The organism is Aeromonas taiwanensis, from assembly GCF_000820165.1.
Classification (GTDB): domain Bacteria; phylum Pseudomonadota; class Gammaproteobacteria; order Enterobacterales; family Aeromonadaceae; genus Aeromonas; species Aeromonas taiwanensis.
The window spans coordinates 74,144-100,590 of sequence record NZ_CDDD01000001.1; the positions used below are offsets into that span (position 1 = coordinate 74,144).

The following is a 26,447-nucleotide window of genomic DNA, read 5'->3' on the forward strand; positions in this document are numbered from 1 at the left end:
ATGCAGGCATCTTGCCCGGCTGTGCGTGAAACAAACGTGAAGCCTCCCCATCCAGGGGGGCTGATGTGACCGCAATCGCTTTAATGGTCCGGAACGGCTGCAAACATGTATTCGGGTGGATACCTTCCTGCCTGGTCAAGCGGGTTCCCAGCCCGCTGCCATCGAGGAACCGCCCGCAGGCCTCGCCTGCCTTCAACCCATGAGAACACCCAGATGAAAAAATGGCTTCTGTGTTTATTGGGGCTCGTCGCGCTGACGGCCCAGGCCACCGAGACGCGTCCCCCCTTCTCCCGGATCGTGATGTTTGGCGACAGCCTCTCCGACACCGGCAAGATGTACGGCAAGATGCGGGGTTATCTCCCCTCCAGCCCCCCCTACTACCAGGGGCGTTTCTCCAACGGCCCGGTCTGGCTGGAGCAACTGGCCCGGCAATTTCCGGGGCTGACCATCGCCAACGAGGCGGAGGGGGGAGCCACCGCCGTGGCCTACAACAAGATCTCCTGGAATCCCAAGTATCAGGTCATCAACAACCTGGATTACGAAGTAACCCAGTTTCTGGAGAAGGACAGCTTCAAACCGGATGATCTCGTGATCCTCTGGGTTGGGGCCAACGACTATCTAGCCTATGGCTGGAACACCGAACTGGATGCCAAGCGAGTGCGCGACGCCATCAGTGACGCGGCGAACCGCATGGTGATGCACGGGGCCAAGCAAATCCTGCTGTTCAACCTGCCTGATCTCGGCCAGAACCCCTCGGCCCGCAGCCAGCAGGTGGTGGAGGCAGCCAGCCATGTCTCCGCCTACCACAACCAGCTGCTGCTGAACCTGGCTCGCCAGCTCGCGCCCACCGGCATGGTGAAGCTGTTCGAGATCGACAAGCAGTTTGCCGAGATGCTGCGCGAGCCGCAGAATTTCGGCCTGAGCGACACAGAAAACGCCTGTTACGGCGGCGGCTACGTGTGGAAGCCATTCTCTTCCCGCAGCACCACCGACAGTCAGCTCGCCCCCTTCAATCCGCAGGAGCGCCTCGCTATCGCCGGCAACCCCTTGCTGGCCCAGGCCGTCGCCACGCCGCTGGCCCGCCGCAGCGCCGCACCCCTCGATTGCGAAGGCAAGATGTTCTGGGATCAGGTCCATCCGACCACGGTCGTGCACGCCGCCCTGAGCGAGCGGGCCGGCGCCTTCATCGAACAGGAGTACGAATTCCTCCCCCGGTGAGGCACAACCCGGTGCGACAGGCCGACCCAGCGTCGGCCTTTCCACCCGGAGCAGATAACAACACTCATATGACCCCCATCACAGATTTGTGCCACGCTCCCCCAGCCATGCCCCCGATTCCACTATGATGCAAATGGATACCACAATATGTTTTATATCAGTTGCTTGTGGATGCAGAAAAACGAGCTACGTTTAAACATGTTGTGGCCGAACACAAGGCCCAACCCATGAGGCGAGGCGACCCGGATTCGCGCTCCCTACAAACAAAATTGCAGAGGCATCTATGAACAAAACACTGATTACCTTGCTGGTTTCAGGCCTGTTTGCGGCCAACGCCCAGGCAGCCGGACAAGACAACACCTGGTATGGCGGTGCCAAACTGGGTTGGTCCAACTTCTACGGTGTCGATGAAAGCAACTCCATCACCATCGATGACAAAGACGACGATGAATTCGGTGCCGGTGCCTTCGCCGGTTACCAGATCAACCAGAATCTGGGGATCGAGCTCGGCTACGACTATCTGGGCAAGCTCAAGTACAGCGGCACCCACAACGGGGGCGCCTTCAATGATTCCGTCGAGGCCCAACTCGCACAGCTGACCCTGAAACTCGGCTTCCCGGTCGCGGACAACCTGGACCTCTATGGTCGCCTCGGTGGCGGCTACGGCTGGACAGACAGCGACAACATGGGCAGCGACGACCGTGCGGTCTTCGTCGGTGCGCTGGGCGCCGAGTACGCCTTCAATCTGGACTGGGCCGCACGCCTCGAGTACCAATACAGCACCCCTTATGGCAGCAGGGATGACACCGGCCTGCGCATGGACAACGGCCTGCTCTCCCTGGCCGCCGTCTATCGCTTCGGCCAGGTCGCCCCCGTCGTAGCTGCCCCCGCACCAGCCCCGGCCCCCGAACCCGTGATGGTCGACAAACAGTTCACCCTGAGTTCGGATGTGCTGTTTGACTTCAACAAGGCCACCCTCAAGCCGGAAGCCGGGCAGGCTCTGGATACCCTCTACAGCCAGATCGAAGAGGCCAGACCCAAGGATGGCTCTGCCACTGTCATCGGCTATACCGACCGCCTCGGCTCCGAAGCCTATAACCAGAAGCTGTCCGAGCAACGTGCCCAGACTGTTGCAGACTATCTGATCGGCAAGGGGCTGCCTGCCGGCAAGGTCAATGTGGAAGGACAGGGTGAAAACTCCCCCGCCACGGGCGACAGCTGCACCAGCAAGTCCAAGCGTGAGCTGATCGTCTGCCTGGCCCCGGATCGCCGCGTCGAGGTCAGGGTACAGGGTGTGTCGGAAGTGCAGCAATAAGTTGCTGGCACCGTAAATCCCATAAAAAAACGGGAGGCCAATGCCTCCCGTTTTTTATTGTTCCCGCCACTCAACCTCGCGTGCGCACGTCCGCCGCGATCTGATCCAGCAACAGCTGCCAGCCCTGGCCCAGCTCGTCCACCAGGGTGCCGTAGCCATCCGCCGGCAGGACACGCTCCTGCTGGAAGGGCACATCCCGCAATACGGCCCCCTCCTCCGTCAGCAGACGCCAGCGACCGCTCAACAGGGCCCGGCCATCTTGGCGCCCCTGGAAGCGCTCGACAGTGATGCTCAGGACGGGCCCCTTGCGGGCTCCGTCCTGGCGCACCACCCAGCCCGGCAGTCTGCTGGAGAGACCATTGAGGGTCAGCTGGTTCAGCTGGGCATCGAGTGAGCCCGCCCAGCGATGGTACTCGGCAAAGTGCAACTCATTACCTTCCAGCTGATACACCAGGCTCATCCGGTCCAGCTGGCCGGAGAGCACAACGGGCCTCAACACCAGCTGGTGCTGAGGCTGCGCCATGACGCCCTGGGGATGCGGGCTCTGTGCATCAAGGGAGTAGTAGTGCAGCGTCTCAGGGGCGGCGCTGCAACCCGCCAGCAGGCCCAGCAAGGCCAGGGTCATCATCCGTTTTTTCATTGTGTTCCTCGCTTTGGCTCAGGATCCCGGGGGCGGGAGCGATCGAAGATCAGCGAACTCGGCTGTTCGTTCAACGAATGCACCAGGGGCTGCAACTCGCTCATCAGCTGGTTGAGGGACTGCACCGACTGGCGCAACTCCTGATTGGTCTGGGAGCTGGCATCATAGGCCTGCAGCGTTTCCTGCAACTGCTTGAGACTCTGGTTGAGGGAAGCCGGCAGCTGCTGGGTCGCCTCCTTGCTGGTCAACTTGTCCAGATTGGCGCTGACCGCGCTGATGTTCTTCAGAGTGCCATCCAGAGTGGAAAGGGAGGTGTTGACCTTGCCCAGGGTGGTCGCCATGTCCATGTCGACAAACTTGTCGAGGATGAGGTTCACCTTGCGTTCGATCTGATCCAGCCCCGCCTGCACGGTCGGGAAGACCTGATAGCCAGACAGCTTGGCCTGCTCGAAGCGGGGCGCATCCGGGTAGAAGTTGAGATCGATGAGCTTGCCACCGGTCAGCAGGCTGGAGGTCTTGAGACTGGCTCTGAGCCCCTCCTTGAACTGCTTGCTGAACAGGGCCCGCCACTGCTCCTTCTCCGCCTTGGCATAGCGGTGGGAGAGGCGCTGCACTTCGATGCGGGCCAGTACCGGGATCTGGCGATCCTGGAACAGGCGCACTCCCTTCTCTTCGATGAGATAGGGAGCCGAGATGACGGTACCGACACGGATGCCACGGTACTGCACGGCTGCCCCCGGATGCAGGCCGGCCACGTTGTCATCGAACAGGAAGACATAGTCGATGAACTGATCCAGGCTACCGGCCAGTACGCTCGCCTCATCCTGGAACAGGGTGAACTCGTCGCGCTGCTTGACCTGCTCGCCAGGGGACCAGCCAGGCGGCAGCCCCATGGTGATACCGCCGTCTATCAAGCTCTCGAGCGAGTCCATTTTGACCTTCATCCCCTCGCTGTTGACGGACAGCTCGAAGCCCGGGGTCAGCCAGAAGCGTGAGTTGCTGCTCACCAGGATGTCATAGGGGGCGTTGATGAAGATCTGGTACTGCATCTCGCTCTTTTCGGGCAGGAAGGTGGCTTCCTCCACCTGGCCTATGGTGAAGCCCTGGTAGTTGATGGGGGAGCCTTCCCCCAGCGCCCGCGTGTCGTGGCTCGAGAGGAACAGCCGCAACCCCTTGGCGTTCTGTGAAGCGAGCGGCGGCTTGTCCAGCATGGCGTACTCGTCACGCGCCTTGCCCTTCTTGCCGGGCATGAGTTCGATGTAGGCACCTGAGAGCAGGGTACCGAGGCCGGAGACTCCCTCCCGCCCGACCCTGGGCTTGACGACCCAGAACTGGCTGTCTCCCTTGAGCATGCCGGAGGCGGCATTGGTGAGACGGCCACGCAGCACGGCATGGCTGTAGTCATCGCTCAGCTCGACCGCCTCGATACGGCCGACATCGACCTCCCGGGAGCGGATCACCGTCTTGCCTGCCACTATGCCTTCGGCGGTAGCGACCGTCAGGGTGAAGCCGGGGCCTTGTGAATACCAGTGCTGGAACAGCATCCAGGCGCCGATGAACAGCGCCAGCAGCGGCACCATCCAGATAGCGGCGGCCGAACTCATGAAATCAGAGCCCGGTTTCCACCTTGTCTTACGCTCACTCACGTTCGCGTTCTCCTTGTTGTAAATCCCAGATCAGGCGGGAATCGAAACTCATGGCGGCCACCATGGTGATCAGCACGACCCCGGCAAAGGCAATGGCCGCGGGGCCGGGGTAGATGCTCATCAGATTGTCCAGGCGGATAAGGCCGGCCAGGATGGCCACCACGAAGACGTCGATCATCGACCAGCGCCCCACAAATTCGGTCATGCGATAGAGCTTGAGCTTGCGCAGCGGCGAGGCCGACTGGCCACTTTGCACCGCAAAGCAAAGCCACAACAGCGCCAGGATCTTCACCAGGGGCACCACCACGCTGGCGAAGAAGATGACGGCGGCGATGGGGTAGGACCCCATGGCCCACAGCAGTACCACCCCCCCCATGATGGTCGAGGGACTGTCATCCCCCAGAAAGACGGTATCCATGATGGGGTAAAGGTTGGCGGGAATATAGAGGATGATCGAGGTGACGAGCAGAGCCCAGGTGCGGTTCAGGCCACCCGGTTTGCGCTGGTGCAGGTGATCGCCGCAACGCACGCAGGTATGGGCATCCCCCTCGTTCAGGGCGCCGCAGATGTGGCACCCCACCAGCCCGGACGCCAGGGCGCTCGCCTCGGGATCCACCTCTCGGGCGGCGGTCGGCCCGAACAGTCGCTGCCACAGCCACATCCTGTCCAGGGACGAGATCATCTTGATGAGCAACAGGGTATAGCCGACGAAGGCCCAGAACGACAGCCCCATCTTGATGTCGGCCATGCCCATTAGCTTGACCAAAGAGATGAGCACCCCGATGAGGAAGACATCGACCATCAGCCAGGGCTTGATCCGGCACAGCAGGCGGCCGAGGGATCTCAGGGCATGGCTGTGCAGATCCTTGTCGAGGCGCCACAGTACCAGCATGATGGAACCGATGTAGACCAGCGGCAGGCCGATCAGGGTCAGGCTCAGCACCACTCCCAGGAACAGGTAGCCCTGATCCACCAGGGTGGTGATGCACTGCAGGAAGGTCATCTCCTGCCCCACCCCCTTGGCCGAGAACGACATGAAGGTGAAGGCGTTGGAGAGCACGAACATGATAAGGGCGGCAAAGCCGTAGGCCAGCGGCCTGCGCTCCTGCTCCGGCAGATGGCGGCTCAGGGTATGGCCGCAGCGTGGACAGCCGCTCGCCTCTCCCACGACCAACGTCGTGGCCGGCACCAGCAGATCACACTCTTCGCACGCCGTTGCGTCATGGGTATAGGTGGTTGGATGTTGGTGTGAAACCGGATGCAAATTTTGAGACCCCAGCGTGAGGCCCGCCACGGGGCCAGAACCGCCAATTATTGCAGCTGTTGCCCACGCCCACCAGCCCTGTCGTTTTACCATCCGCGGCGGGGATGAGAATGACTTTGACAAGGCAGTGACCATTTAGCACAATCAAACGCCACTTTTTTTCCGCGGGACAATAATTTATGACAACCGAATCCCCAAGCTACTCCACCATTGAGCAGGCCTTCTCCCTCGGGAACGGGCAAGATTCCGCCCTCAACTGGTTGCGCAAGAACCGCAGCCAGGTCGCCATCTTCCTGGTAAGCGGCATCAAGCTGGAGGGGACCATCAGCGGCTTCGATCAGTACAGCGTGCTGCTGACAGATGCACACGGCAACCAGCAACTGGTCTACAAGGCCAAGATTTCCACCATCGCCATGCACTCCGGCCGCCCTGCGGTCAGCATCCAGCGCGCCCGCAAACCGCGCGTCTCCATGGCGCCGCGCCCCCACGGTGCCCCGAGCCGCTATGACGACAATCAGGGTGGCAGCAGCGAGCAGTAATGCTCGCCTTCTTCCTCCGCCGGGCGTGTCGCTGCGTCAGCCAGTGACCTCCCCAAGATCCCCACTCTCATGTTTTGCCTGTCCCGTATGAGAGTGGGTCTTCTCCTCCGCTTCGGCGCTCATGGCCGTCACGCCATGATCAGTAGGTCAGCCCGACCGGCATTCCCTCTCTGACCATGCAGACCTGCATGCCCGCGGCCTCACCGGCCTGCGCACCTATACCCGTATCCTCGAACACCAGACATTGACCCGGCTCCACACCCAGGCGGCGTGCAACCAGCAGGAAGGTATCCGGATGGGGTTTGTGCAGATCCACGTCGTCGGCGGTGACCACCACGGGGAAATAGCGATCGAGCCCGGTATTGCGCAGTACTGCCTCGGCATTGATGCGGGGGGAGCCGGTCCCGATCCCCATGGGAATGCGACCGTGATAGCGCTCGACCAGATCCAGCATGGCCGGGAAAGGGGTCGCCTTGTGCAGGTTGGCCACGTAGTGTTCCGTCTTGCAGCGGGTCACCACCAGCGGATCCAGTGCCACTTGCTGCACCTCGGCCACCAGCAGGGCTATCTTGCGGCTGGGCATGCCCCCCAGTTCATAGAACCAGTCGGCATCGAACTGAAAACCAAACTCGCGGGCGGTGTGCTCCCAGGCGGCCAGGTGCAACGGCATGGAATCCACCAGGGTACCGTCGAGGTCGAAAACCAGGCCTTGAAATCCGGATAGGGTCATGGTGCAGGATCTGTCTGTCGAAAATGGGCCTTCATTCTAGCCAGAGCCGGGGGGCATCGCCATGTGCCAGATGGCGATAAACGCTTGCCACCGCATTAATCTCGTCCCCCAGAGGGAGGGCCTTCGACAACGGGTCAGCCCGACAGATAGGCCAGGGTACGGGCCCGTCCCTGGGACTTGGCATGATAGAGCGCCTGATCCGCCTGCTCGGTGAGGGTCTGCCACCCCTTGTCCGATGAGGGGACGAGATAGCTGAAGCCGATGCTGACCGTGAGCTGAGGTGCCACCCGGGATGCGGGATGCGGGATCTGCAGCGCAGACAAGCCCCGATGGATTTGCTCCGCCAGCCGCTCCGCCTCCCCCGGTTGCGGGGTACACAGCAGGATCACGAACTCCTCCCCGCCATAGCGGGCCACCAGGTTGGTGCGCCGCCGCTCCGTCTCCTGCAGCAGGGCCGCGACCCGCTGCAGACACTGATCCCCCTTGCCGTGGCCGAAGTGATCGTTGTAGGACTTGAACTCGTCCACGTCGATCATCAGCACTGCCAGGACCCCCTGGTGGCGGCGTGCCCGCTCCCACTCCCGCTCCATGGTGATATCCCACTGGCGGCGGTTGGCGATCCCGGTCAGGGGATCCTCCAGGGACAAGAGGGAGAGACGCCGGTTCGCCTCTTCCAGCGCCCGGTTCGTGTCGGCCAGCTGCCGGGTTCGCTCTTGCACCCGCAGTTCCAGATCCCGGTTGAAGCGCTCCAGCTTGGCCTGGGTGCGCTGGCGGATCAGCAGTTGGGAGAGCACGGCGGCATACTGCTTGAAGATCTCGCTCTGGTACGTTTTGAGGGGACGCCGCCAGAGCAGGTTGTCGGCGGCGATCCAGCCGATGGGGGTACTCCCGTCCCAGAGCGACACCATGGCGTTCCAGCCGCGACCCACCTCCTGTTTCTCGTAATAGAGAGGCGTGTCCTCCAGCACCAGGACATAGTCTTTTCGTCGCAGCGCCTCCTGCACCGTGGGGTGATCCGGAATGGGGCTGATGAAATGGCGCTCGTCGATGAGCTCACCCGCCTCGTTGGTGCCCCAGGTGCCGTGCATGGTCTTGAATTCGCTGTCCGTCAGGAAAATGGCGATGCGGTCAAACTGCAACTCCTGGCGGGCAAGTGCCACTGCATCGTGCAGCAGACGATCCTCGCTTTCGCAGCGGGAGAGCTTGACCCCCACCTGATGCAGCGCCTGCAGCATGCTGAGGAAGGAGTCCTGCAGGGCCTGGCTGCGCACGAGATCGGCCTGGGTGTGGAGCCGCTGATCCCGCTCCTGATCGACTTGCCCCGCGAGTCGCCGGCTCTCCAGCTCGGCGGCAAGATAGTGCATCAGCAACTGGATGCTCTGCTGCTGGCGTCGGGGCAGGCGATCGAGACGGCGCCGGGTCTCCAGATAGACCACGGCCTCCAATCCCTTGTGGCGTTTGAGGGGGAAACAGGCCCGCAGGCGCGGGAACTCCGGCTCCACGCTATCCCAGATGGCATGAGTCGGCGCGAGCGGCTCCACCAGCAGCTGGCCGAGTTCGAGGGACTGTTCGATGAAGAGGATGGGCAGTTCGAGGGAGGCCAGGTTGTCGGCGCTCAGGCAGAGCAACCCCTGTTCGGGGCGATAGTGATAGAGCTGGGCCGTCGGAGCCCGCAGCCACAGATAGATCTGTTCGGCCTCGGTCTTTTCTCTGACCGCAGACAGCGTCACTTCACAGAGATGTTCAAAACTGGTGAAGTGCTCCGGATCCCATTCTTTCATGCCAAATCATCCTTGGTTGTATCCAAGCGAGTATATCGGCAAAGCCCGGCCATTAATTGACCGGACAATCAAAAGCGAGATCCAGAGCTCAGTTTTTACAGCAGATTCAAGGCCTGCATGGCGCTGCGGATCCGCTCGCGGGTGGCATCCGACAGCGGCATCACCGGCAGGCGGCACTCCTCGCTGCACAGCCCCAGCAGGGAGACCGCATACTTGGCGCCCGCCGGGCTCGGCTCGGCAAACATGGCCTGGTGCAGCGGAATGAGCTTGTCCTGCAATTCGCGGGCGGCCTGCCACTCGCCGGCCAGGGCCAGGTTCTGGACTTCGGCCACCAGCTTGGGGGCCACGTTGGCAGTGACCGAGATGCAACCCTGACCACCGCCGATGTTGTAGGCCACGGCGGTGGCATCTTCACCGGAGAGCCAGGCAAAGGGCTTCTTGATGAGCTGACGCTCCACCCAGGGGCGGGCCAGATCGCCGGTGGCGTCCTTCACGCCGGCGATGCGCGGCAGCTCGGCCAGACGGGCCAGGGTTGCCGGTTGCACGTCGACGATGGCACGGGGCGGAATGTTGTAGACGATGATGGGCTTGGTGGTGGCGTCATGCACCGCCTTGAAGTGGTGATAGAGCCCCTCCTGGTTGGGACGGTTGTAGTACCCCGCCACATGCAGGGTCGCATCCGCGCCGGCCTGTTCGGCGTAACGGGTATATTCAATGGCTTCGACCGGGTTGTTGGACCCGGCACCGGCGATGACGGGAATGCGCCCCGCCACCTGCTTGACCACCAGCTCGACCACGCGGCAATGCTCGTCGTGGGTCAGGGTCGGGCTCTCCCCCGTCGTGCCGACCGGCACTATGCCATGGGTCCCCTGCTCTATGTGCCACTCCACCAGGCGAGTCAGTGCGGCCTCGTCCAGCTGGCCCTGTCGAAATGGGGTGATCAGGGCGACTATCGAACCTTGAAACATGGGATTTCCTTCTCCTAAACAAATGAATTGGCCAATAAAAAGCCCCGGTACGGGGGTCGCTACCGGGGCTTGAATCGTCTCAGGGATGAGAGGTTACGCGCGCACGCCAGCAGGCCCGAATGTCAGGCTGTGTTTATGCTTTCGTTTCGATACGCATGACCGCATTGCATCATCTCTGGGTAAATAAGGTGTCTTGGCATATTTCGGGAACACGGCATAAATGTCAAGGCGAAAGCAGCCATGTATAATAGCCGCCCCAAAATGCGTGGAGAGTCCCAATGAGCCGTCCTGTCAGTGTCGTCAGCCAGATGCTGGAACGTAACCAAGCCCTCTTTGTCGGCAAGCGGCTGTTGGTGTGCGGCGCCCTGGAGGACGACTACCCCCGGCAACTGGCCGAACTGGCCGATTCCCTGACCGTCTTCACCACCGACTACTGCTACTACCGAAGCCAGCATAGCGTGCTGGGAGAGGCCATCCAGTTCGGTCACCAGATCGGCGGAGCCCCTCGCTTCGACGCCCTGCTGCTGCTGATGCCCAAGGCCAAGGCCGAGGCGCAGTACCTGCTCGCCATGATGACGCCGCTGCTGGAGAGCGGTGCCGACCTGTTCCTGGCTGGCGAAAACCGGGGCGGCATCAACGGCGCCGACAAGCTGCTGGCCCCCTACGGGGAAAAACCGGTCAAGCGAGACTCGGCACGCCGCTGCTCCCTTTTCCACGGCGTGCTCAACAAGCCGGTCGCCCCGTTCGAGCTGGATGCCTGGTTCAGCCGCTACGAGTGCCAGGCGGGCGACACCGCCCTGACCGTCATGGCCCTACCAGGTGTCTTCAGCGCCGACGGCCTGGACCTCGGCACCCAGATGCTGCTGGCCAGCCTGCCCCCCATGGCGGGCAAGCTGCTCGACTTTGGCTGCGGCGCTGGCGTCATCGGCTCGGTCCTGGCCAGGCGCAATCCTGACCTGGCCGTCACCATGGTGGATATCAACGCCCTGGCGCTGGAGTCCAGTCGCCGCACCCTGGCGGTCAACGGCCTGACCGGGCGCGTCCATGCTTCCGACGTGTACTCCGATATTGACGAAAGATTCCAACACATCGTCTCGAATCCCCCCTTCCATGCCGGACTCAAGACCTTCTATGCCGCCACCGAAACCTTCCTGGCCAAAGCCCCCGACTATCTGGCCCGCGACGGTGCACTGACCATAGTCGCCAACGCCTTCCTGAGATACCAGCCTATACTGGAAGCGCATTTCAGACAGACCGGGGTGATCGCGGGCGATGCCAAATTCAAGGTGTATCTGAGCAAAGCTTAAATAAGTGCAACGGTTGTAATAAAACAAGTAGAGAGTGCCAGAAGGGATCTGTTAAGGTACCAAGAAAACGTTTACCACCCCTTTAGGGGTGTTTTTTCGCAGCAACATGAAAACCTTTTCAAGGCATGAATTCAGGGAGAGAAAGACGATGGCAGGCATACTCACCATGATACTGGCTGGCGGTGAAGGCACCCGGCTGCAGCCACTGACCACCACCCGCAGCAAACCCTCGGTCCCCTTCGGCGGCAGTTACCGCCTGATCGACTTCGTCCTCAACAACTTCGTCAACGCCGACTTCCTGCGCATCTACGTGCTGACCCAGTTCAAGTCCCAGTCTCTCTACCTGCATATGAAGAAAGGCTGGAACATCGTCGGCATCACCGACCGCTTCATCGACCCCATTCCGGCCCAGATGCGGATGGGCAAGCGCTGGTATGACGGCACCGCGGACGCCATCTACCAGAACCTGCGCTTCATCGAGATCTCCGATCCCGAGCACGTCTGCATCTTCGGCTCCGATCATATCTACAAGATGGACGTGAGCCAGATGGTGAGCTTCCACAAACAGAAGGCCGCCGCCCTGACCGTCGCGGCACTGCGCATGCCCATCGAGGAAGCGAGCGCCTTCGGGGTGATCGAGGTGGATCAGGAAGGGCGCATGATCGGCTTCGAGGAGAAGCCGAAGCACCCGAAACACATCCCCGGCGATCCCACCCAGGCGCTGGTGTCGATGGGCAACTACATCTTCGAGACCGAGGCTCTCTATCGCGAGCTCAAGCGGGATGCCGCCGAGGAGCACTCCAGCCACGATTTCGGCAAGGACATCATCCCCAGCCTGTTCCCCCGTGCCCCTGTCTATGTCTACGACTACAGTACCAACGTGATCCCGGGGGAGAAGCCCAACGTCTACTGGCGCGATGTGGGGACACTCGACTCCTATTGGCAGGCACACATGGACCTGGTGGCAGACGATGCCCCCTTCTCCCTCTACAACCGCAAGTGGCCGCTGCACACCCACTATCCGCCTCTGCCCCCCGCCACCTTCATCGACACCGATGACTGCAAGGTCAAGATCGCCAACTCTCTGATCTCTGGCGGCTGTTTCATTCAGGGCAGCCAGATCCAGCGATCCATTCTGGGATTCCGCTGCAATATAGGCCCCTGCAGCCACATCAGCGAATCCGTGCTGCTCGGGGATGTGAAAATCGGTGAGGGCTGCTCAATTCGGCGCGCTATCATCGACAAAAACGTTGAAATTGCACCCGGCACCGTGATCGGTGAGAATCTGGACCATGACAGAGAAAGGTTTACCGTGTCCGAAGGCGGTATCGTCGTGGTACCTAAGGGAGCAAGAGTTGGCTATTAACCCACTGAAAATCCTGTTTGTAGCCTCGGAGGTCGAGGGGCTGGTGAAGACCGGGGGCCTGGCGGATGTCGCCAAGGCCCTACCGCTGCATCTCGCCCGGGAGGGCCACGATGTGCGCATCATTCTACCCTTCTACAAGACCATCAAACGCCGGGACGAAGCCACCCTGCTCGCCTCGCGATGGCTGCCCACTCCGCAGGACAGCAGCGACATCGATTATCGTATCCATCAGCTGGATCTGGACGGAATCTGTGTCTATCTGATCGATTGCCCGCAGTATTTCGACCGCCCTCAGCTCTACGCCGAGAACAATCAGGCCTATCCCGATAACGGCGAGCGTTTTGCCTTCCTGGCTGCAGCGGCCCTCCATGCCTGTGAACAGCTGGGTTTTGCTCCCGACATCGTCCACTGCAACGACTGGCATACCGGCCTGCTGCCGCTGTTGCTCAAGACACGCCATGCCCACAACCCCTTCTTCCAGCGCACCCGATCGGTCATCAGCATCCACAACGCCGCCTTTCAGGGGGTGTTCGACCGCCAGCAATTCTGGGCCGTGCCGGAGATCAGCGACTACGAGCGGCGGATCAACTACGACTACGGTCACATCAACCTGCTCAAGTGCGGGGTGCTCTATGCGGACAAGATCAATGCGGTGAGCCCAAACTACGCCAGCGAGCTGCTGACCCACCTCGGGGCCCACGGCATGGCCAGCGTCTTCCAGCAGCGCGCAGCCGACCTGAGAGGCATCCTCAACGGGTGTGACTATCACGACTGGGATCCCTCAAGCGATCCCTTGCTGCCCGCTACCTATGACGCCGACAACCTGGCCGGAAAACACGTTTGCAAGCGCGTCTTGCAACAGGAGACGGGGCTGCCCGTCGACGATCTGCCCATCTATGGCATGGTATGCCGGCTGACCGAACAGAAGGGGGTGCACCTGCTGATCCCGACCCTGGACAAGTTCCTGCAACACCGGGTCCAGGTGGTGATAGTAGGCTCTGGCGATCCCTCTCTCGCCGCCCAGTTGCAGGCCATTGCCCAGCAGCATCCAGACAAGTTTGCCTTTATCAACGCCTATGACGACCGCCTGGCCCACCTGGTGGAGGCTGGCGCCGACTTCTTCCTGATGCCCTCCCTGTTTGAGCCGTGCGGACTCAACCAGATGTACAGTCTGGCCTATGGCACCCTGCCGCTGGTGCGGGCCGTCGGCGGTTTGAAAGATACTGTGGTGGATTGGGATGCCAACCCCGAACACGCGACCGGGTTCTGCTTCAACGATCCCACCGCCAGCACCCTGCTCGATGCCATGCGGCGCAGCCTGCTCCACTACCTGCAAGAGCCCGAGCATTTCGCCAGGATCCAGCACAACGCCATGAACACCCGCTTCGACTGGGCGGACTCCGTCCCCCTGTACGAGCAGATGTATCGCGATGCACTGGCCACGAACTGACCCCTATTGCTGAAGTTTTGTGCCCTTGATGCAGCTTTATCCGTCAACAGCGAAAAAAGTCCCTTTTGGCTGTTGACGCCCCCCCAAAACTCTATAGAATCCCCCACCGCAGTGATGCGAAGGTGGCGGAATTGGTAGACGCGCTAGCTTCAGGTGTTAGTGTCCCACGGATGTGAGGGTTCGAGTCCCTCTCTTCGCACCATACTGCAATATGCTCTTATCAGACGGCATATAAATCCAGACTGATAACCCNNTCTCTTCGCACCATGCTTTTATCAGACAGCATGTAAATCCAGACTGATAACCCGATGTGCGAAGGTGGCGGAATTGGTAGACGCGCTAGCTTCAGGTGTTAGTGCCCCCCGGGTGTGAGGGTTCGAGTCCCTCTCTTCGCACCATGATTCTGACATGTAAACACAGAGCAATGCGCTCCAACCGCATTTAAAAACCAGCTGGAAAAAATCAGTGTGCGAAGGTGGCGGAATTGGTAGACGCGCTAGCTTCAGGTGTTAGTGTCCCACGGATGTGAGGGTTCGAGTCCCTCTCTTCGCACCATTCATTATGCAAAAGGCCCATCACGAAAGTGACGGGCCTTTTGTTTTTACCCCTTGTTATGACTATGCTTTTGACGACTCACCGCCCATCGTCATGCCAAGGAATGCATATGATCCTGGATACCGACATTCACAACTTCTACGAACATCTGGTGCTCAAGGAAATAGAGAAACAGGGGCTGGATCGCACGCTGCCCGCACACCAGCTTGCCGACCTCTGCTGTCTGGCCCTCAATCAGCTTCCCTCCCACTACATCCGTCACGAGGTAGACATGCTCTACTTCACCACCGAGGCCGAGCGCACCGAGATGGAGCAGAAGGTCATTGCATCGCTGCGCCGGGCCTATGACCAGATCCAGGCCGTCCCCGCTCGCTGACTACATCCAGCTCTGCTGCCAGAGCAGGGTGACGACCCCCGTCATACCGGCCACCGGCAGCAGGATCAGCGCCGGCCTCAGCCTGGGTTCCACCATGACCCAGGCTGCCAGCAAGAAGCCCAGGCTCCACAGACCGTATGCCCTCTCCTGAGCCCAGGCCAAGGTCAGCAGCAAACCCGCCAATAGAAGACAGCGCACTATCCAGATCATGGTCATGATACCCACAGCACAAAGATGATAATGATTATCACTTGCTATCAGCAGGGGCGCAATCGGACTTTTCTATGGGTTTTCCTCAATTGAGCGACGGCTCCCAGAGATGAAAGAAACCTCGTTCAGATCAACAATTTTGTAGATTTATCAAACAAAAATACATTTTTGATAAATAAGTTGGAAATTCATACCTTCTGTTTATGGTAGATTGCGCCCTCTTTTGGGTGGGCCCCTCGGGATACGTGTATCCACAGGACGAGAGGGACCGACCTTGGCGAGCAAGAGTTTAGGACGTATCTATGCAAAACCAACACAACCACATCCGATTGCCGAGCATGCTGCAGGTGTTTGCCTGCCTGGCCATTTTCCTGGCCCTGGCCTTCTCCTTCACCAGCGTGCTCGATCTGCCGATCCAGCTGGCCCTGTTCATCGCCTGGTTCGTCATCATGGGGCTCGGCATCAAGCTGGGTCACGATTACAAATCCCTGGAGCAGGCCGCCGTCGATGGCGTCGCCAAGGGGATGGGGGCCATCCTGATACTGATCTCCGTCGGTGCTCTGGTCGGTACCTGGATTGCCGGCGGCATCGTCCCCAGCATCATCTATTTCGGCCTCAAGGTGATACACCCCTCCATCTTCCTGCTGGCGACCCTGCTCATCTGCTCCCTCACTTCCCTGGCCACCGGCACCTCCTGGGGCTCGGCCGCCACCGCTGGCATCGCCATGATGGGGATCGGCCACAGCCTGGGAGTCCCGGCACCGCTGGTCGCCGGTGCCGTGCTCTCCGGCGTCTACTTCGGTGACAAGCTCTCTCCGCTCTCCGACTCCGTGGTGCTGGCCTCCACCATGTCCAACGTCGACGTGATGGAGCACATCAAGGGGATGCTGCCCATCAGCCTGTTCTCCTACGTCATCACCGCCGCCCTGTTCACCGTGGTCGGCATGCAGTACTCCGGCAACGTCAGCCTGGAGCAGGTCAACCTGGTGATGGAGGCCCTCGACAAGCAGTTCAACATCACCCCCCTGGCCATAGTACCCGTGGTGCTGGTGCTGGGCCTGTTGGCCAACCGCAAGCCCGCCTTCCCGGTGATCAGCTTCGGCGCCCTGCTGGGCCTTGTCTGGGCCATCCTGTTCCAGGACATGGATCCGGTGAAGGCGATGCACTCCGCCTACAGCCCGTTTGCCATCACCTCCGGCGTCGACTTCATCGACAACATACTGGGGCGCGGCGGCATGGAGTCCATGCTGGGATCCGTGGCCGTCATCATCTTCGGCTTGGGGTTTGGCGGTCTGCTGGAGAAGGTCGGCATTCTGGAAGTGATAGCCAGCGCCTTCGAGAAGCGCATCAACGGTGCCGGCAGCCTGACCACCCACACCATAGGCACCGCCTTCCTGGCCAACGTATTCGGCTCGGCCATGTACGTGTCGCTGATCCTGACCCCCAAGATCATGGCCAAGAACTATGACCGCCTGGGGCTGGCGCGCAAGAACCTCTCCCGCAACGCCGAGTTTGGCGGCACCCTCACCTGCGGCATGGTGCCCTGGAGCGACAACGGCATCTTCATGGCCGGCGTGCTGGGGGTTGCCACCCTCGACTATCTGCCCTACATGTGGCTCAGCTTCACCTGCATCATAGTGACCATCACCCTCGCCTATCTGGGCAAGGGGGTGACCCGGGTGCCGGTGATCGAGGCAGCCAGTTCCCGCTAACCGCAGGAAAAATCACGACAAAGGCGCCAGCACGGCGCCTTTTGTCTGGGCGCGATTCGAGGTTAAGCTTGCCATCACCCAGGTCACACGTGGCAGGATGCCCAGATGAACTTCACCTTTCGCCAGATCCGCTATTTCGTGGCGGTAGCCGACAGCTTCTCCGTCAGTCGGGCCGCCGCCGAGCTGCACATCTCCCAGTCGGCGGTCACCAGCGCCATCCGCGAACTGGAGACCGAACTCGGCGCCCCCCTGTTCGAGCGCAATCCGCGCGGGGTCAGTCTCACCACCCAGGGCCACCAGTTTCTGCTCCACGCCCGCCGCATCCTCGGCGCCATGACAGAGGCCAGCCAGTCTCTCAAGGCGGTGGCCCAGCAGGATCAGGGAAAGCTCACCATAGGGGTGACGACGCTGGTAGCCGGCTACTACCTGTCGGAGGCCCTTGGCCGCTTTCGCCGTGCCTTTCCCGCGGTGCAGATAGAGGTGAAGGAGGACGAGCAGCCCTACCTCGAGCATCAGATCGTCAACGGCGAGGTGGATGTAGGGATCCTGATGACCAACCGCACCATCCGCCAGGAGGCATTCGATACCGAACTGCTGACCCGCTCGCCGTTGCGGGTCTGGCTCGCCGCCAACCACCCCCTCTGCGCCGAGTCGACTCTCTCCCTCAAGGCGCTCGGTGAAGAGCCCATGATCTCCCTGACCGCCGACCAGCTGGACCAGATCATCGGTGGCGGCCTGCGGCGCTATGGCATAGCGCCGCGCATCGTGCTGCGCACCGCCTCGGTGGAAGCGGTGCGCAGCCTGGTAGCGAGCCAGCTAGGGCTCGCCCTGCTGCCGGATTTTGCCTATCGTCCCTGGTCCCTGGAGCAGGAGCGGGTCGAGGCCCGCACCATCAAGGAGCCCATCCCCGCCATCGATATCGGCCTGGTGTGGCGGCGGGGTTCACGACTGGAGTGGACCGCCCGCGAGTTCATCGACATCGCGCGAGACCAGAGTCGGCTGCGGTCACGCCAGCCCCTCCCCCGCTGACTCAGACCCCGTGCGACTGACTAGGGGGCTGCAACCAAAAATCAGATTCATATGCAATCGGTATTGATTTTTCAGATACCTAAGCCGTTAAAAATTGAAATTCTCATTACTGTCGGCTTCTCCTACGCTCATGGCTGGTTAACATGATGTTAATTGTCAGTGAGGCACCACAACCGTGCCCGCCCATGCAAGGAGAGCAAGATGAAACTGACCCCCCTGACCCTGGCTCTGATCCCCGTCCTGATGGTCGGCCAGACCCAGGCCGCCCCGACCACCCTCGGCAAGGGTGAAGGCCAGCTCAACATCGTGGCCTGGGCTGGCTACGTGGAGCGCGGCGAGACCGACAAGAACTACGACTGGGTCACCGGCTTCGAGAAAGAGACCGGCTGCAAGGTCAATGTCAAAACGGCCGCCACCTCGGACGAAATGGTGGCGCTGATGAACGAGGGGGGCTTCGACCTGGTGACCGCCTCCGGTGACGCCAGCCTGCGCCTCATCGCCGGCGGCAAGGTGCAGCCACTCAATCTGGCGCTCATTCCGAGCTACAGCAAAATTGATCCCCGGCTGCAGAATGCCCCCTGGCACACGGTGGACGGCAAACATTACGGTGTGCCCTACCAGTGGGGCGGCAACATATTGATGTACAACACCAAGGTGTTCCCCAAGGCGCCGGACTCCTGGAACGTGGTGTTCGAAGAGCAAACCCTGGCAGATGGCAAGTCCAACAAGGGGCGGGTGCAGGCGTTTGACGGCCCCATCCACATCGCCGATGCCGCCCTCTATCTGATGACCCACCAGCCGGCGCTCGGCATCAAGGATCCCTACGAGCTGAACGAAGATCAGTACAAGGCCTCCCTCGACCTGCTGCGCAAGCAACGCCAGCTGGTGGGACGCTACTGGCATGACGCCTTCGTCCAGATCGACGACTTCAAGAACGAAGGGGTGGTGGCCTCCGGCTCCTGGCCGTTCCAGGCCAATACCCTGATCGCCGACAAGCAGCCCGTCGCTACCACAGTGCCCAAGGAAGGCGTCACCGGCTGGGCCGACACCAGCATGGTGCACAGCGAGGCCAAGAACCTCACTTGTGCCTATAAGTGGCTGGAGCACTCCCTCAACAACAAGCTGCAGGGGGATCTCGCCTCCTGGTTCGGTTCCGTGCCCGTGGTGCCGGCCGCCTGCGAGGGCAATGCCCTGCTGGGCCCGGAAGGGTGCAAGACCAACGGCATCGACAACTTCGATCGCGTGCACTTCTGGCGCACCCCCGTCTCCCAGTGCAAGAGCCAGGGAACCTGTGTGCCCTACTACCGCTGGGTCTCGGACTATATCGCCATCCTGGGTGGCCGCTGATCCAGGCAATGCTGTAACCACTGGGCCGGACAGGAGTCCGGCCCGCTTCCCACAGACAAGGACGTACCATGACAGCCGTACAATTTGACCGGGTCAGCCGCCACTATGGCGAGGTGAAGGCGGTCGACGACATCTCCTTCCAGATCCCCGCCGGCGAGTTCTTCACCCTGCTGGGGCCGAGCGGTTCCGGCAAGACCACCTGCCTGCGGATGATCGCGGGCTTCGAGTACCCGAGCGAGGGGGAGATCCGGCTGTTCGGTGAACCCTGCTCCACCGTGCCCCCCTACGATCGCAACCTCAATACCGTGTTTCAGGACTACGCCCTGTTCCCCAACATGGATGTGCGCGACAACATAGGCTACGGCCTGATGCTCAAGGGGGTGGCCAAGGCGGAGCGCTATCGCAAGGTGGACGAGATGCTGGAGCTGGTGCGCCTGCCCGGCGTCGGCAACCGCAAGCCCGGCCAGCTCTCCGGCGGCCAGCGCCAGCGCATCGCCATCGCCCGGGCGCTGATCAACCAGCCGCGCATCCTGCTGCTGGACGAGCCGCTGGGGGCGCTCGACCTCAAGCTGCGCGAGCAGATGCAACTCGAGCTCAAAGCCTTGCAGCGCCAGCTCGGCATCACCTTCATCTTCGTCACCCACGATCAGCAGGAGGCGCTCTCCATGAGCGACCGCATCTGCATCTTCAATCAGGGCAAGATCGAGCAGATCGCCGCGCCGGACACCATCTACGACGCCCCCGCCACCCCCTTCGTCGCCCGCTTCGTCGGCACCGTCAACCTGTTTGAAGGGGAGCAGGCCCGCCGTCTGTGCGGTGATGCTCGCCAGATGATGGTGCGCCCGGAGCGGATCCGCCTCGCCGAGGCCGGCACGCCCGGCTGGTCCGGGGAGGTGCGCGAGGTGGAGTACCTCGGCCCCTTCGTGCGCTACCGGGTCGATCTCGGTGAACAGCTCGAGCTTATCGTCAACCATCCCAACGAGGGCCAGGCCCGCCTGCCCCGTGGCACCCGGGTCAGCCTCAGCTGGCCGGAACAGGCGATCCATCGTCTGCACACCGCCCACCAGGGAGCTCAATCATGAGCGCCCCCCACAGTGCGAGCCTTGCCATGAGCCACGCTACCGACTCCGTTCGCGTCAGGCCGCTGCGGCGCCTCTCTACCCTGCTCTACGGCCGCTCCGGCCTGCTGCTGGCCATCCTGCTCGGGCCGCCCCTGCTCTGGCTCGGCATCATCTACGTGGGCTCCCTGCTGATGCTGCTCTCCAACGCCTTCTTCGGGCTGGACGAGTTCAGCGGCCAGATCCGCCACGAGCTGGGCCTGCAGAACTTCGTCGCCCTGCTGCGGGTAGAGAACCTGGACGTGATCCTGCGCACCGTCGGCATGTCCCTGCTGGTGACCCTGGCCTGCGCCCTGCTCGGCTTTCCGGTGGCCTACTACATGGCGCGCTACACCAGCGGCAAGACCCGGGCCCTGTTCTACGTCGGCATCATGTTGCCGCTCTGGTCCAGCTATCTGGTGCGGGTCTACGCCTGGAAGCTGATCCTGGCCAAGGAGGGGGTCATCAGCTGGCTGGCGGATACACTGGGGCTGGACTGGCTGCTGGACGCCATCCTATCGCTGCCAGTGATCGGGGGGCCGTCGCTGTCGTTCTCGCGCATCGGCACCTTCATCGTGTTCGTCTATGTCTGGCTGCCCTTCATGATCCTGCCCATCCAGGCAGCGGTGGAGCGGATCCCGCGCTCCCTGCTGGAGGCGAGCGGCGATCTCGGCGCCACCCCGGCCCAGACCTTTCGCACCCTGATCCTGCCGCTGGCCCTGCCCGGTGTGGTGGCGGGCTCCATCTTCACCTTCTCCCTGACGCTGGGGGACTACATCATCCCCGGCATCATAGGCAACTCCACCATGTACATAGGCCAGGTGGTCTACATGCAGCAGGGCACGGCGGGCAACCTGCCCTTCGCCGCCGCCTTCTCGCTGGTGCCCATCCTCATCATTGCCATCTATCTGGCGATAGCAAAACGTCTGGGGGCCTTCGATGCGCTCTAATCCCTCTACGAACCAGCCATCCGGCCTGCTCAAGTACGCGGCCATCGGCGGCCTCCTGTTCCTGCACTTCCCGATCCTGTTCATCTTCCTCTACGCCTTCACCAGCGAGAGCAAGAGCTACCAGTTCCCGCCCCCCGGGCTCACCCTCAAGTGGTTCGAGGTGACCCTGAACCGCCCCGACGTGTGGCGCGCCATCCAGCTGTCGCTGGAGGTGGCCGGGCTCGCCACCCTGGTAGCCATGGTGCTCGGCACTCTGGCGGCGGGGGCCATCGCCCGCAGCCGCTTTTTCGGCCAGGAGGTGGTGTCGCTCTTGCTGGTGCTGCCCATCGCCCTGCCCGGCATCGTCACCGGCATCGCGCTGCGCTCCGCCTATGGGGTGATGGAGATCCCCTTCAGCTTCTGGACCATCGTCATCGGTCACGCCACCTTCTGCGTGGTGGTGGTCTACAACAACGCCCTGGCACGCTTTCGCCGCACCAACCAGAGCCTCATCGAGGCGTCGATGGATCTCGGTGCCGACGGCTTCCAGACCCTGCGCTACGTGATCCTGCCCAACCTCGCCACCGCGCTGCTGGCGGGGGGCATGCTGGCGTTTGCGCTGAGCTTTGACGAGGTGATCGTCACCACCTTCACCGCCGGCCAGCAGACCACGCTGCCGATCTGGATGTATCAGGAGCTGATCCGGCCACGGGACAGGCCGGTCACCAACGTGGTGGCGCTCATCATAGTGGCCTTCACCACCATTCCCATTCTGCTTGCCTACTACCTCACCCGCGACGGCCAGGACGTCGCCGGCAGTGGCAAATAACGACTCAACGCGTGCGCAAGGATGCAACCATGAAACTCTCTACCCAACTCTTGATCGACGGTCAGTTCGTCACCGGTGACGGCCAGGCCGAGCCCATCCTCAACCCGGCCACCGGTGAGCTTCTCGCCTCGGTGCCAGAAGCCTCGTTCGAGCAGGTGAACCGGGCGGTGAACGGCGCCCAGCGCGCCTTCGCCCAGTGGAGCCGCACCACACCAGCTCAGCGCAGTACCCTGCTGCTGCGCCTGGCCGATGCCATCGAACGCCACGCCGAGGAGTTTGCGGCGCTCGAATCCCTCAACTGCGGCAAACCCTATCTGGCGGTGCTCAATGACGAGCTGCCGGCGGTGGTGGACTGCTTCCGCTTCTTCGCCGGCGCCGCCCGCTGCCTGCAGGGGCCGCTCGCCGGGGAGTATATCGAGGGGCACACCAGCATGATCCGCCGCGATCCCATCGGCGTGGTGGGCAGTATCGCCCCCTGGAACTATCCGTTGATGATGGCGGCCTGGAAGATGGCCCCCGTGCTCGCCGCCGGCAATACGGTGGTACTCAAGCCCTCCGAACAGACCCCGCTCACCGCCCTGCGCCTGGCGGAGCTGGCCAGCGAGTTCTTCCCCCGCGGCGTCATCAACATCGTCTGCGGCCGGGGCGAGAGCGTGGGGGCACCACTGGTGGAACACCCGCTGGTACGCATGGTGTCGCTGACCGGTGACATCGCCACCGGCCAGAAGATCCTGCAGAGCGCCGCTCGCACCATGAAGCGCACCCACCTTGAGCTGGGGGGCAAGGCGCCGGTCATCATCTTCGACGATGCGGATCTGGAGGCCGTGGTGGCGGGCATCCGCACCTTCGGCTTCTACAACGCCGGCCAGGACTGCACCGCCGCCTGCCGCATCTATGCCCAGGGCAAGATCTACGACAAGTTCGTCGCCGCCATGACGGATGCGGTGACCTCCATCAAGGTGGGCGGCCCACGCGAGGAGGGGGTGGAGATGGGGCCGCTCATCTCGGACCGGCAGCGCAACCGGGTGGCCAGCTTCGTGGAGCGGGCCCAGAGCAGCGGTCATGTTGAGGTGACGGCGGGGGGCAAGATCCGCCCCGGCAACGGCTTCTTCTTCGAGCCGACCCTGATCGCCCATGCCCGTCAGGAGGATGAGATCGTGCGCCGGGAGGTATTCGGCCCCGTGGTGTCGGTGACCCGCTTCAGCGACGCCGAGCAGGTGGTGCAGTGGGCCAACGACTCGGACTACGGCCTCGCCAGCTCGGTCTGGACACGGGATCTCGGCCTTGCCAGCAAGGTGGCCAGCCACCTGCAGTACGGCTGCACCTGGATCAACACCCACTTCATGCTCACCTCCGAGATGCCCCACGGCGGCATGAAGATGTCAGGCTACGGCAAGGATCTCTCCCTCTACGCGCTGGAAGATTACACTGTGCCGCGCCACATCATGGTCAAGCTCTAGGCTCCTGCCTCCCTGAAAACAAGATGGCCCTGAGGGGCCATCTTGTTTGATGTCGTCAAGGCAGTACGCAGATACTGAGCCGCCATTCACCTTGTCCTGGCTCCCATCGGCGTCACGACAATCGCCACAGCCAGTGGTGATCCAGGATCAGCAGACCAAACAGCAGCATCAGGTGATAGATGGAGAAGCGGAAGGTGCGCATCGCCTGACCGGGCCGCTCCCCGTACTTCAACAGCCAACCATGCCAGCAGAATACGAGGTTCAACCCCAGGCTACCGACCAGGTAGATGAGCCCGGACATGCCTATCAGGTAGGGCAACAGACAGACCAGAGTCAGGATCAGCAGATAGAGCAGGATGGCCGTCTTGGTGAATCCGATGCCATGGGTGACCGGCAGCATGGGGATATCGGCGCCGGCATAGTCATCACGCCGATGGATGGCCAGGGACCAGAAGTGGGGAGGCGTCCAGGTAAAGATGATCATCACCAGCAGCCAGGGCTCAGCCGAGAGCTGCCCAGTGATGCTGGTCCAGCCCAGCAGCGGCGGCATGGCACCCGCCAGCCCGCCGATGACGATGTTCTGCGGGGTCGCCCGCTTCAGCAGCAGGGTATAGACGACCGCATAACCGAGGAGGCTGGCCAGGGTCAGCCAGGCGGTCAGAGGATTCACCCCCCAATAAAGCAGCACAAATCCCAGCAGGGCCAGCGAGGCGGCGAAGGTCATCGCCTGCCCCGGTCCTATCCTTCCCCTGGCCACCGGGCGCCAGCGCGTCCTGCGCATCCGGGCATCGATACCGTGGTCAAGGGAGTGATTCATGGCCGCCGCCCCGGCGGCGAGCAGCCCTATTCCCCCCAACCCCAGCACCATCTCGTCCAGAGAGGCCTGCGTCGGCTCGGCCAGCAGCATGCCCACCCAGGCCGTCAGCAACAGCAACGCCACTACCTTGGGCTTGGTCAACTGGTAATAGTCCCGCCACAGCCGGGGAGCGACACGTTGTGCCAGCGGTTTGCCATTCATATCCGGCTCCTGGCCACCACGGGCGACAGCACGGGAGGACCATGGGGGCGAGATAAGCACCCACGGGCCAGGACACAGCACACCAGCAGATGGGCCGCCACCAGGTTGTGCGCGAGTGCATTGGCCAGCGGCAAGGCCAGATGAACGTTCGCCAGCCCCAACGCAATCTGGGCGAGCAGCAGGACCAGCAAGAGCCCGCCGAGCCACCGCAGAGAAGCCCTCTGGCGGATCAGGGCGAGGGCAAAACCGCCCACCAGCAGGGCGGTAGCCAGGGCGCCCAGACGATGGGCGATATGGATGGTCTGACGCGCCTCCTTGCTCAGCACTCCGAATTCATAGCTGGTATGCCCCAGCGGCAGGTGGAAGGCCTCTTCCCAATGCAGCTGATCCTGCCAATCCCCCTGACAGAATGGCAACTCGACGCAGGCCATGGCGGCGTAGTTCGCCGACGTCCAACCTCCCAGTGCAATCTGCAGTAGCAACACGCCACAGGCGGCGCTCCCCAGCCAGGGCAATCCCTGGCCATGGTGGCTGCGGGGGGGCGCCGACGGGCGCGCCAGTGCGAGGCGATAGAGCCACAGCAGAGTCAGGATGGTGAACCCACCCAGCAGATGGGTGGTGACGACCAGGGGATGCAGTGCCAGGGTCACTGTCCACATGCCCAGCGTCGCCTGCCCCACCACCAGCGCCAGCAAGGTGCCCGACAGCAGACGCAGACGACCGCCTGCGCGCCAGCTCAGCGCGAACAGGGCCGCAATCAGGCACCCCAGCACACCGGCCAAGTAGCGGTGTACCATCTCGCTGCGCGCCTTGTGAGGCACTAGCGGGCTGTCAGGGTAACGCTGGGCCGCCTGCTCGACGTGATCGGCGTGGGGGATGGCCAGGGAGCCGTAACAACCTGGCCAGTCTGGACAGGCCAGCCCGGCATCCGTCAAGCGGGTGTAGGCACCGAGCATGATCACCAGCACCGCCAGCACTATGGCCATGGATGCCAACATCTTCTGGATCTTCATAGGCTACCTCGCCGACGCCAGGTTCCGGGTTATGCAACGGACAGGGCCATGTCGCCCGCCCCCATCGTGATCTCCGCCTTCATTGCACGCCTCGCTGATACTTGAGCAGCTGCTGCAGATCCGACAGCACAGACTTGCCAAACAGCGGCCATTGCGCCGTGCTGGCAGGGACCTCGTAACGCAGTATGGCCAGCCCCTGCGAGTCCACCAGCAGCATGTCGCCCACCCTCACCTCGCCATCCGTACCACTTCGAGGGGGCAGTTGTACCAGCTCCAGCTTGTCCAGATTGCGACCCAGTGCGGTCTGGATCCGCGCCATCAACTCCGGCACCTGGCGGCACAGCCCCTCGCACTCTCGGGCCGCCAGATAGACCAGCCGCCATTTGCTCTGCTGGGACGGGAGGGGGGGCAGCAGATAGATCTCCTGATTCATCCAGACCCCCTTGCTACGGGTGCCCGCTTCATACCAGCCCTGCTTCAGGGTCAGGGCCGCCAGTAGCACCGGCAGCAGGATCACCAGAGCAAAGAGCACGGGAACGCGCCATCTACGCCATGGATTCATGGTGACATCCTCCTCGTTAGCACCAGACCGCCCACCAGCACCACCAGCGCCAATCCGAGCCATTGCACCGCATAAGCCCGGTGCTT

24 protein-coding genes and 3 tRNA genes are annotated in these 26,447 nt (G+C 62.2%); 17 read left to right on the forward strand and 10 right to left on the reverse strand.

The annotated features are described in order from the left end of the window. Positions 1–213 precede the first annotated feature (213 nt). Complete coding sequence (locus BN1136_RS00350; RefSeq protein WP_043762984.1) at positions 214–1,218, forward strand: SGNH/GDSL hydrolase family protein; 1,005 nt, start codon at positions 214–216, stop codon at positions 1,216–1,218. Positions 1,219–1,501: 283 nt separating this feature from the next. Continuing rightward, positions 1,502–2,533, forward strand: a complete 1,032-nt coding sequence (gene ompA, locus BN1136_RS00355; RefSeq protein ID WP_043762981.1) for a porin OmpA — start codon at positions 1,502–1,504, stop codon at positions 2,531–2,533. A gap of 70 nt (positions 2,534–2,603) precedes the next feature. On the opposite strand, the gene BN1136_RS00360 is transcribed toward ompA, so the two are convergent. From BN1136_RS00360 to BN1136_RS00370, 3 genes are read right to left on the reverse strand one after another with little or no spacing between them, the layout of a single operon-like run. Beyond that, the gene (locus tag BN1136_RS00360) at positions 2,604–3,173 is read right to left on the reverse strand and encodes a PqiC family protein (protein WP_043762979.1); all 570 of its coding nucleotides are present in this window, start codon (positions 3,171–3,173) and stop codon (positions 2,604–2,606) included. Beyond that, complete coding sequence (gene pqiB, locus BN1136_RS00365) at positions 3,170–4,819, reverse strand: intermembrane transport protein PqiB (protein WP_043762975.1); 1,650 nt, start codon at positions 4,817–4,819, stop codon at positions 3,170–3,172. The genes BN1136_RS00360 and pqiB overlap by 4 nt, the downstream gene beginning before the upstream one ends. Then, positions 4,812–6,083 (reverse strand): paraquat-inducible protein A, encoded by a 1,272-nt coding sequence (locus BN1136_RS00370; RefSeq protein WP_043762974.1) that lies wholly within the window; start codon positions 6,081–6,083, stop codon positions 4,812–4,814. Before BN1136_RS00370 ends, pqiB begins: the two co-directional genes overlap by 8 nt. Before the next feature lie 179 nt (positions 6,084–6,262). On the opposite strand from BN1136_RS00370, the gene hfq reads away from it, so the two are divergent. Beyond that, entirely contained in the window at positions 6,263–6,622 is a 360-nt protein-coding gene (gene hfq / locus BN1136_RS00375; protein WP_010675750.1) for an RNA chaperone Hfq, read from the forward strand. A 139-nt stretch (positions 6,623–6,761) separates the two neighbouring features. Here hfq and BN1136_RS00380 read toward each other — a convergent pair whose 3' ends face one another. From BN1136_RS00380 to dapA, 3 genes are all read right to left on the reverse strand, one after another. Then, positions 6,762–7,352, reverse strand: a complete 591-nt coding sequence (locus BN1136_RS00380; RefSeq protein WP_043762971.1) for an HAD family hydrolase — start codon at positions 7,350–7,352, stop codon at positions 6,762–6,764. Positions 7,353–7,486: 134 nt separating this feature from the next. Next, positions 7,487–9,133, reverse strand: a complete 1,647-nt coding sequence (locus BN1136_RS00385; protein ID WP_043762968.1) for a sensor domain-containing diguanylate cyclase — start codon at positions 9,131–9,133, stop codon at positions 7,487–7,489. Positions 9,134–9,228: 95 nt separating this feature from the next. Further along, complete coding sequence (gene dapA / locus BN1136_RS00390) at positions 9,229–10,101, reverse strand: 4-hydroxy-tetrahydrodipicolinate synthase (RefSeq protein WP_043762966.1); 873 nt, start codon at positions 10,099–10,101, stop codon at positions 9,229–9,231. A 278-nt stretch (positions 10,102–10,379) separates the two neighbouring features. On the opposite strand from dapA, the gene rsmC reads away from it, so the two are divergent. From rsmC to BN1136_RS00425, 7 genes are all read left to right on the forward strand, one after another. After that, positions 10,380–11,408, forward strand: a complete 1,029-nt coding sequence (gene rsmC / locus BN1136_RS00395; protein ID WP_043762963.1) for a 16S rRNA (guanine(1207)-N(2))-methyltransferase RsmC — start codon at positions 10,380–10,382, stop codon at positions 11,406–11,408. A 106-nt stretch (positions 11,409–11,514) separates the two neighbouring features. After that, positions 11,515–12,774: a glucose-1-phosphate adenylyltransferase gene (gene glgC, locus BN1136_RS00400; protein ID WP_081843862.1), complete on the forward strand. Its 1,260-nt coding sequence runs from the start codon at positions 11,515–11,517 to the stop codon at positions 12,772–12,774. After that, positions 12,764–14,224, forward strand: a complete 1,461-nt coding sequence (glgA, locus tag BN1136_RS00405) for a glycogen synthase GlgA (RefSeq protein WP_043762956.1) — start codon at positions 12,764–12,766, stop codon at positions 14,222–14,224. Before glgC ends, glgA begins: the two co-directional genes overlap by 11 nt. 116 nt (positions 14,225–14,340) lie before the next feature. Next, positions 14,341–14,426: transfer RNA gene (locus BN1136_RS00410), tRNA-Leu, on the forward strand. 110 nt (positions 14,427–14,536) lie between these two features. Then, a tRNA-Leu gene (locus BN1136_RS00415) sits at positions 14,537–14,622 on the forward strand. Between the two features lie 71 nt (positions 14,623–14,693). Beyond that, positions 14,694–14,779 (forward strand) — tRNA-Leu (locus BN1136_RS00420). Positions 14,780–14,888: 109 nt separating this feature from the next. Continuing rightward, a complete protein-coding gene (locus BN1136_RS00425) occupies positions 14,889–15,155 on the forward strand; it encodes a late competence development ComFB family protein (protein ID WP_043762951.1) in 267 nt (88 codons plus the stop codon). Here the strand turns inward: BN1136_RS00425 and BN1136_RS00430 are convergent, their stop codons facing one another. Then, on the reverse strand, positions 15,156–15,365 hold the full coding sequence (locus BN1136_RS00430) for a hypothetical protein (protein WP_043763164.1): 210 nt from the start codon (positions 15,363–15,365) through the stop codon (positions 15,156–15,158). A gap of 302 nt (positions 15,366–15,667) precedes the next feature. On the opposite strand from BN1136_RS00430, the gene nhaC reads away from it, so the two are divergent. The 7 genes from nhaC (at position 15,668) to BN1136_RS00465 (ending at position 23,768) form a co-directional block, all read left to right on the forward strand. Next, on the forward strand, positions 15,668–17,077 hold the full coding sequence (nhaC, locus tag BN1136_RS00435) for a Na+/H+ antiporter NhaC (RefSeq protein WP_043762948.1): 1,410 nt from the start codon (positions 15,668–15,670) through the stop codon (positions 17,075–17,077). 105 nt (positions 17,078–17,182) lie between these two features. Next, positions 17,183–18,106 carry a LysR family transcriptional regulator gene (locus BN1136_RS00440; protein ID WP_043762946.1) on the forward strand — a complete coding sequence of 308 codons (924 nt, stop codon included), beginning with the start codon at positions 17,183–17,185 and terminating at the stop codon, positions 18,104–18,106. Positions 18,107–18,307: 201 nt separating this feature from the next. Continuing rightward, positions 18,308–19,453 carry an ABC transporter substrate-binding protein gene (locus BN1136_RS00445; RefSeq protein WP_043762943.1) on the forward strand — a complete coding sequence of 382 codons (1,146 nt, stop codon included), beginning with the start codon at positions 18,308–18,310 and terminating at the stop codon, positions 19,451–19,453. A gap of 68 nt (positions 19,454–19,521) precedes the next feature. Continuing rightward, complete coding sequence (locus BN1136_RS00450; protein ID WP_043762941.1) at positions 19,522–20,535, forward strand: ABC transporter ATP-binding protein; 1,014 nt, start codon at positions 19,522–19,524, stop codon at positions 20,533–20,535. Continuing rightward, positions 20,532–21,500 (forward strand): ABC transporter permease, encoded by a 969-nt coding sequence (locus tag BN1136_RS00455; RefSeq protein WP_052365700.1) that lies wholly within the window; start codon positions 20,532–20,534, stop codon positions 21,498–21,500. Before BN1136_RS00450 ends, BN1136_RS00455 begins: the two co-directional genes overlap by 4 nt. Next, positions 21,490–22,308, forward strand: a complete 819-nt coding sequence (locus BN1136_RS00460; RefSeq protein WP_017779087.1) for an ABC transporter permease — start codon at positions 21,490–21,492, stop codon at positions 22,306–22,308. Before BN1136_RS00455 ends, BN1136_RS00460 begins: the two co-directional genes overlap by 11 nt. A 29-nt stretch (positions 22,309–22,337) precedes the next feature. Further along, positions 22,338–23,768: a gamma-aminobutyraldehyde dehydrogenase gene (locus BN1136_RS00465; protein WP_043762937.1), complete on the forward strand. Its 1,431-nt coding sequence runs from the start codon at positions 22,338–22,340 to the stop codon at positions 23,766–23,768. A 112-nt stretch (positions 23,769–23,880) separates the two neighbouring features. Here the strand turns inward: BN1136_RS00465 and cyoE are convergent, their stop codons facing one another. The 3 genes from cyoE to BN1136_RS00480 all read right to left on the reverse strand — a co-directional run bounded on the left by cyoE (position 23,881) and on the right by BN1136_RS00480 (position 26,361). After that, a complete protein-coding gene (cyoE, locus tag BN1136_RS00470) occupies positions 23,881–24,786 on the reverse strand; it encodes a heme o synthase (RefSeq protein WP_043807881.1) in 906 nt (301 codons plus the stop codon). After that, a complete protein-coding gene (locus tag BN1136_RS00475; protein ID WP_231557815.1) occupies positions 24,783–25,784 on the reverse strand; it encodes a COX15/CtaA family protein in 1,002 nt (333 codons plus the stop codon). Before BN1136_RS00475 ends, cyoE begins: the two co-directional genes overlap by 4 nt. Positions 25,785–25,878: 94 nt before the next feature. Further along, a complete protein-coding gene (locus tag BN1136_RS00480) occupies positions 25,879–26,361 on the reverse strand; it encodes a hypothetical protein (RefSeq protein WP_043762930.1) in 483 nt (160 codons plus the stop codon). Positions 26,362–26,447 lie beyond the last annotated feature (86 nt).

Coding starts and splice junctions, on each gene's coding strand:
- BN1136_RS00350 (WP_043762984.1), top strand. CDS start 214: ATGAAAAAATGGCTTCTGTGTTTATTGGGGCTCGTCGCGCTGACGGCC.
- ompA (WP_043762981.1), top strand. CDS start 1,502: ATGAACAAAACACTGATTACCTTGCTGGTTTCAGGCCTGTTTGCGGCC.
- BN1136_RS00360 (WP_043762979.1), bottom strand. CDS start 3,173: ATGAAAAAACGGATGATGACCCTGGCCTTGCTGGGCCTGCTGGCGGGT.
- hfq (WP_010675750.1), top strand. CDS start 6,263: ATGACAACCGAATCCCCAAGCTACTCCACCATTGAGCAGGCCTTCTCC.
- BN1136_RS00380 (WP_043762971.1), bottom strand. CDS start 7,352: ATGACCCTATCCGGATTTCAAGGCCTGGTTTTCGACCTCGACGGTACC.
- BN1136_RS00385 (WP_043762968.1), bottom strand. CDS start 9,133: ATGAAAGAATGGGATCCGGAGCACTTCACCAGTTTTGAACATCTCTGT.
- dapA (WP_043762966.1), bottom strand. CDS start 10,101: ATGTTTCAAGGTTCGATAGTCGCCCTGATCACCCCATTTCGACAGGGC.
- rsmC (WP_043762963.1), top strand. CDS start 10,380: ATGAGCCGTCCTGTCAGTGTCGTCAGCCAGATGCTGGAACGTAACCAA.
- glgC (WP_081843862.1), top strand. CDS start 11,515: ATGAAAACCTTTTCAAGGCATGAATTCAGGGAGAGAAAGACGATGGCA.
- BN1136_RS00425 (WP_043762951.1), top strand. CDS start 14,889: ATGATCCTGGATACCGACATTCACAACTTCTACGAACATCTGGTGCTC.
- BN1136_RS00430 (WP_043763164.1), bottom strand. CDS start 15,365: ATGATCTGGATAGTGCGCTGTCTTCTATTGGCGGGTTTGCTGCTGACC.
- nhaC (WP_043762948.1), top strand. CDS start 15,668: ATGCAAAACCAACACAACCACATCCGATTGCCGAGCATGCTGCAGGTG.
- BN1136_RS00440 (WP_043762946.1), top strand. CDS start 17,183: ATGAACTTCACCTTTCGCCAGATCCGCTATTTCGTGGCGGTAGCCGAC.
- BN1136_RS00445 (WP_043762943.1), top strand. CDS start 18,308: ATGAAACTGACCCCCCTGACCCTGGCTCTGATCCCCGTCCTGATGGTC.
- BN1136_RS00450 (WP_043762941.1), top strand. CDS start 19,522: ATGACAGCCGTACAATTTGACCGGGTCAGCCGCCACTATGGCGAGGTG.
- BN1136_RS00455 (WP_052365700.1), top strand. CDS start 20,532: ATGAGCGCCCCCCACAGTGCGAGCCTTGCCATGAGCCACGCTACCGAC.
- BN1136_RS00460 (WP_017779087.1), top strand. CDS start 21,490: ATGCGCTCTAATCCCTCTACGAACCAGCCATCCGGCCTGCTCAAGTAC.
- BN1136_RS00465 (WP_043762937.1), top strand. CDS start 22,338: ATGAAACTCTCTACCCAACTCTTGATCGACGGTCAGTTCGTCACCGGT.
- cyoE (WP_043807881.1), bottom strand. CDS start 24,786: ATGAATGGCAAACCGCTGGCACAACGTGTCGCTCCCCGGCTGTGGCGG.
- BN1136_RS00475 (WP_231557815.1), bottom strand. CDS start 25,784: ATGTTGGCATCCATGGCCATAGTGCTGGCGGTGCTGGTGATCATGCTC.
- BN1136_RS00480 (WP_043762930.1), bottom strand. CDS start 26,361: ATGAATCCATGGCGTAGATGGCGCGTTCCCGTGCTCTTTGCTCTGGTG.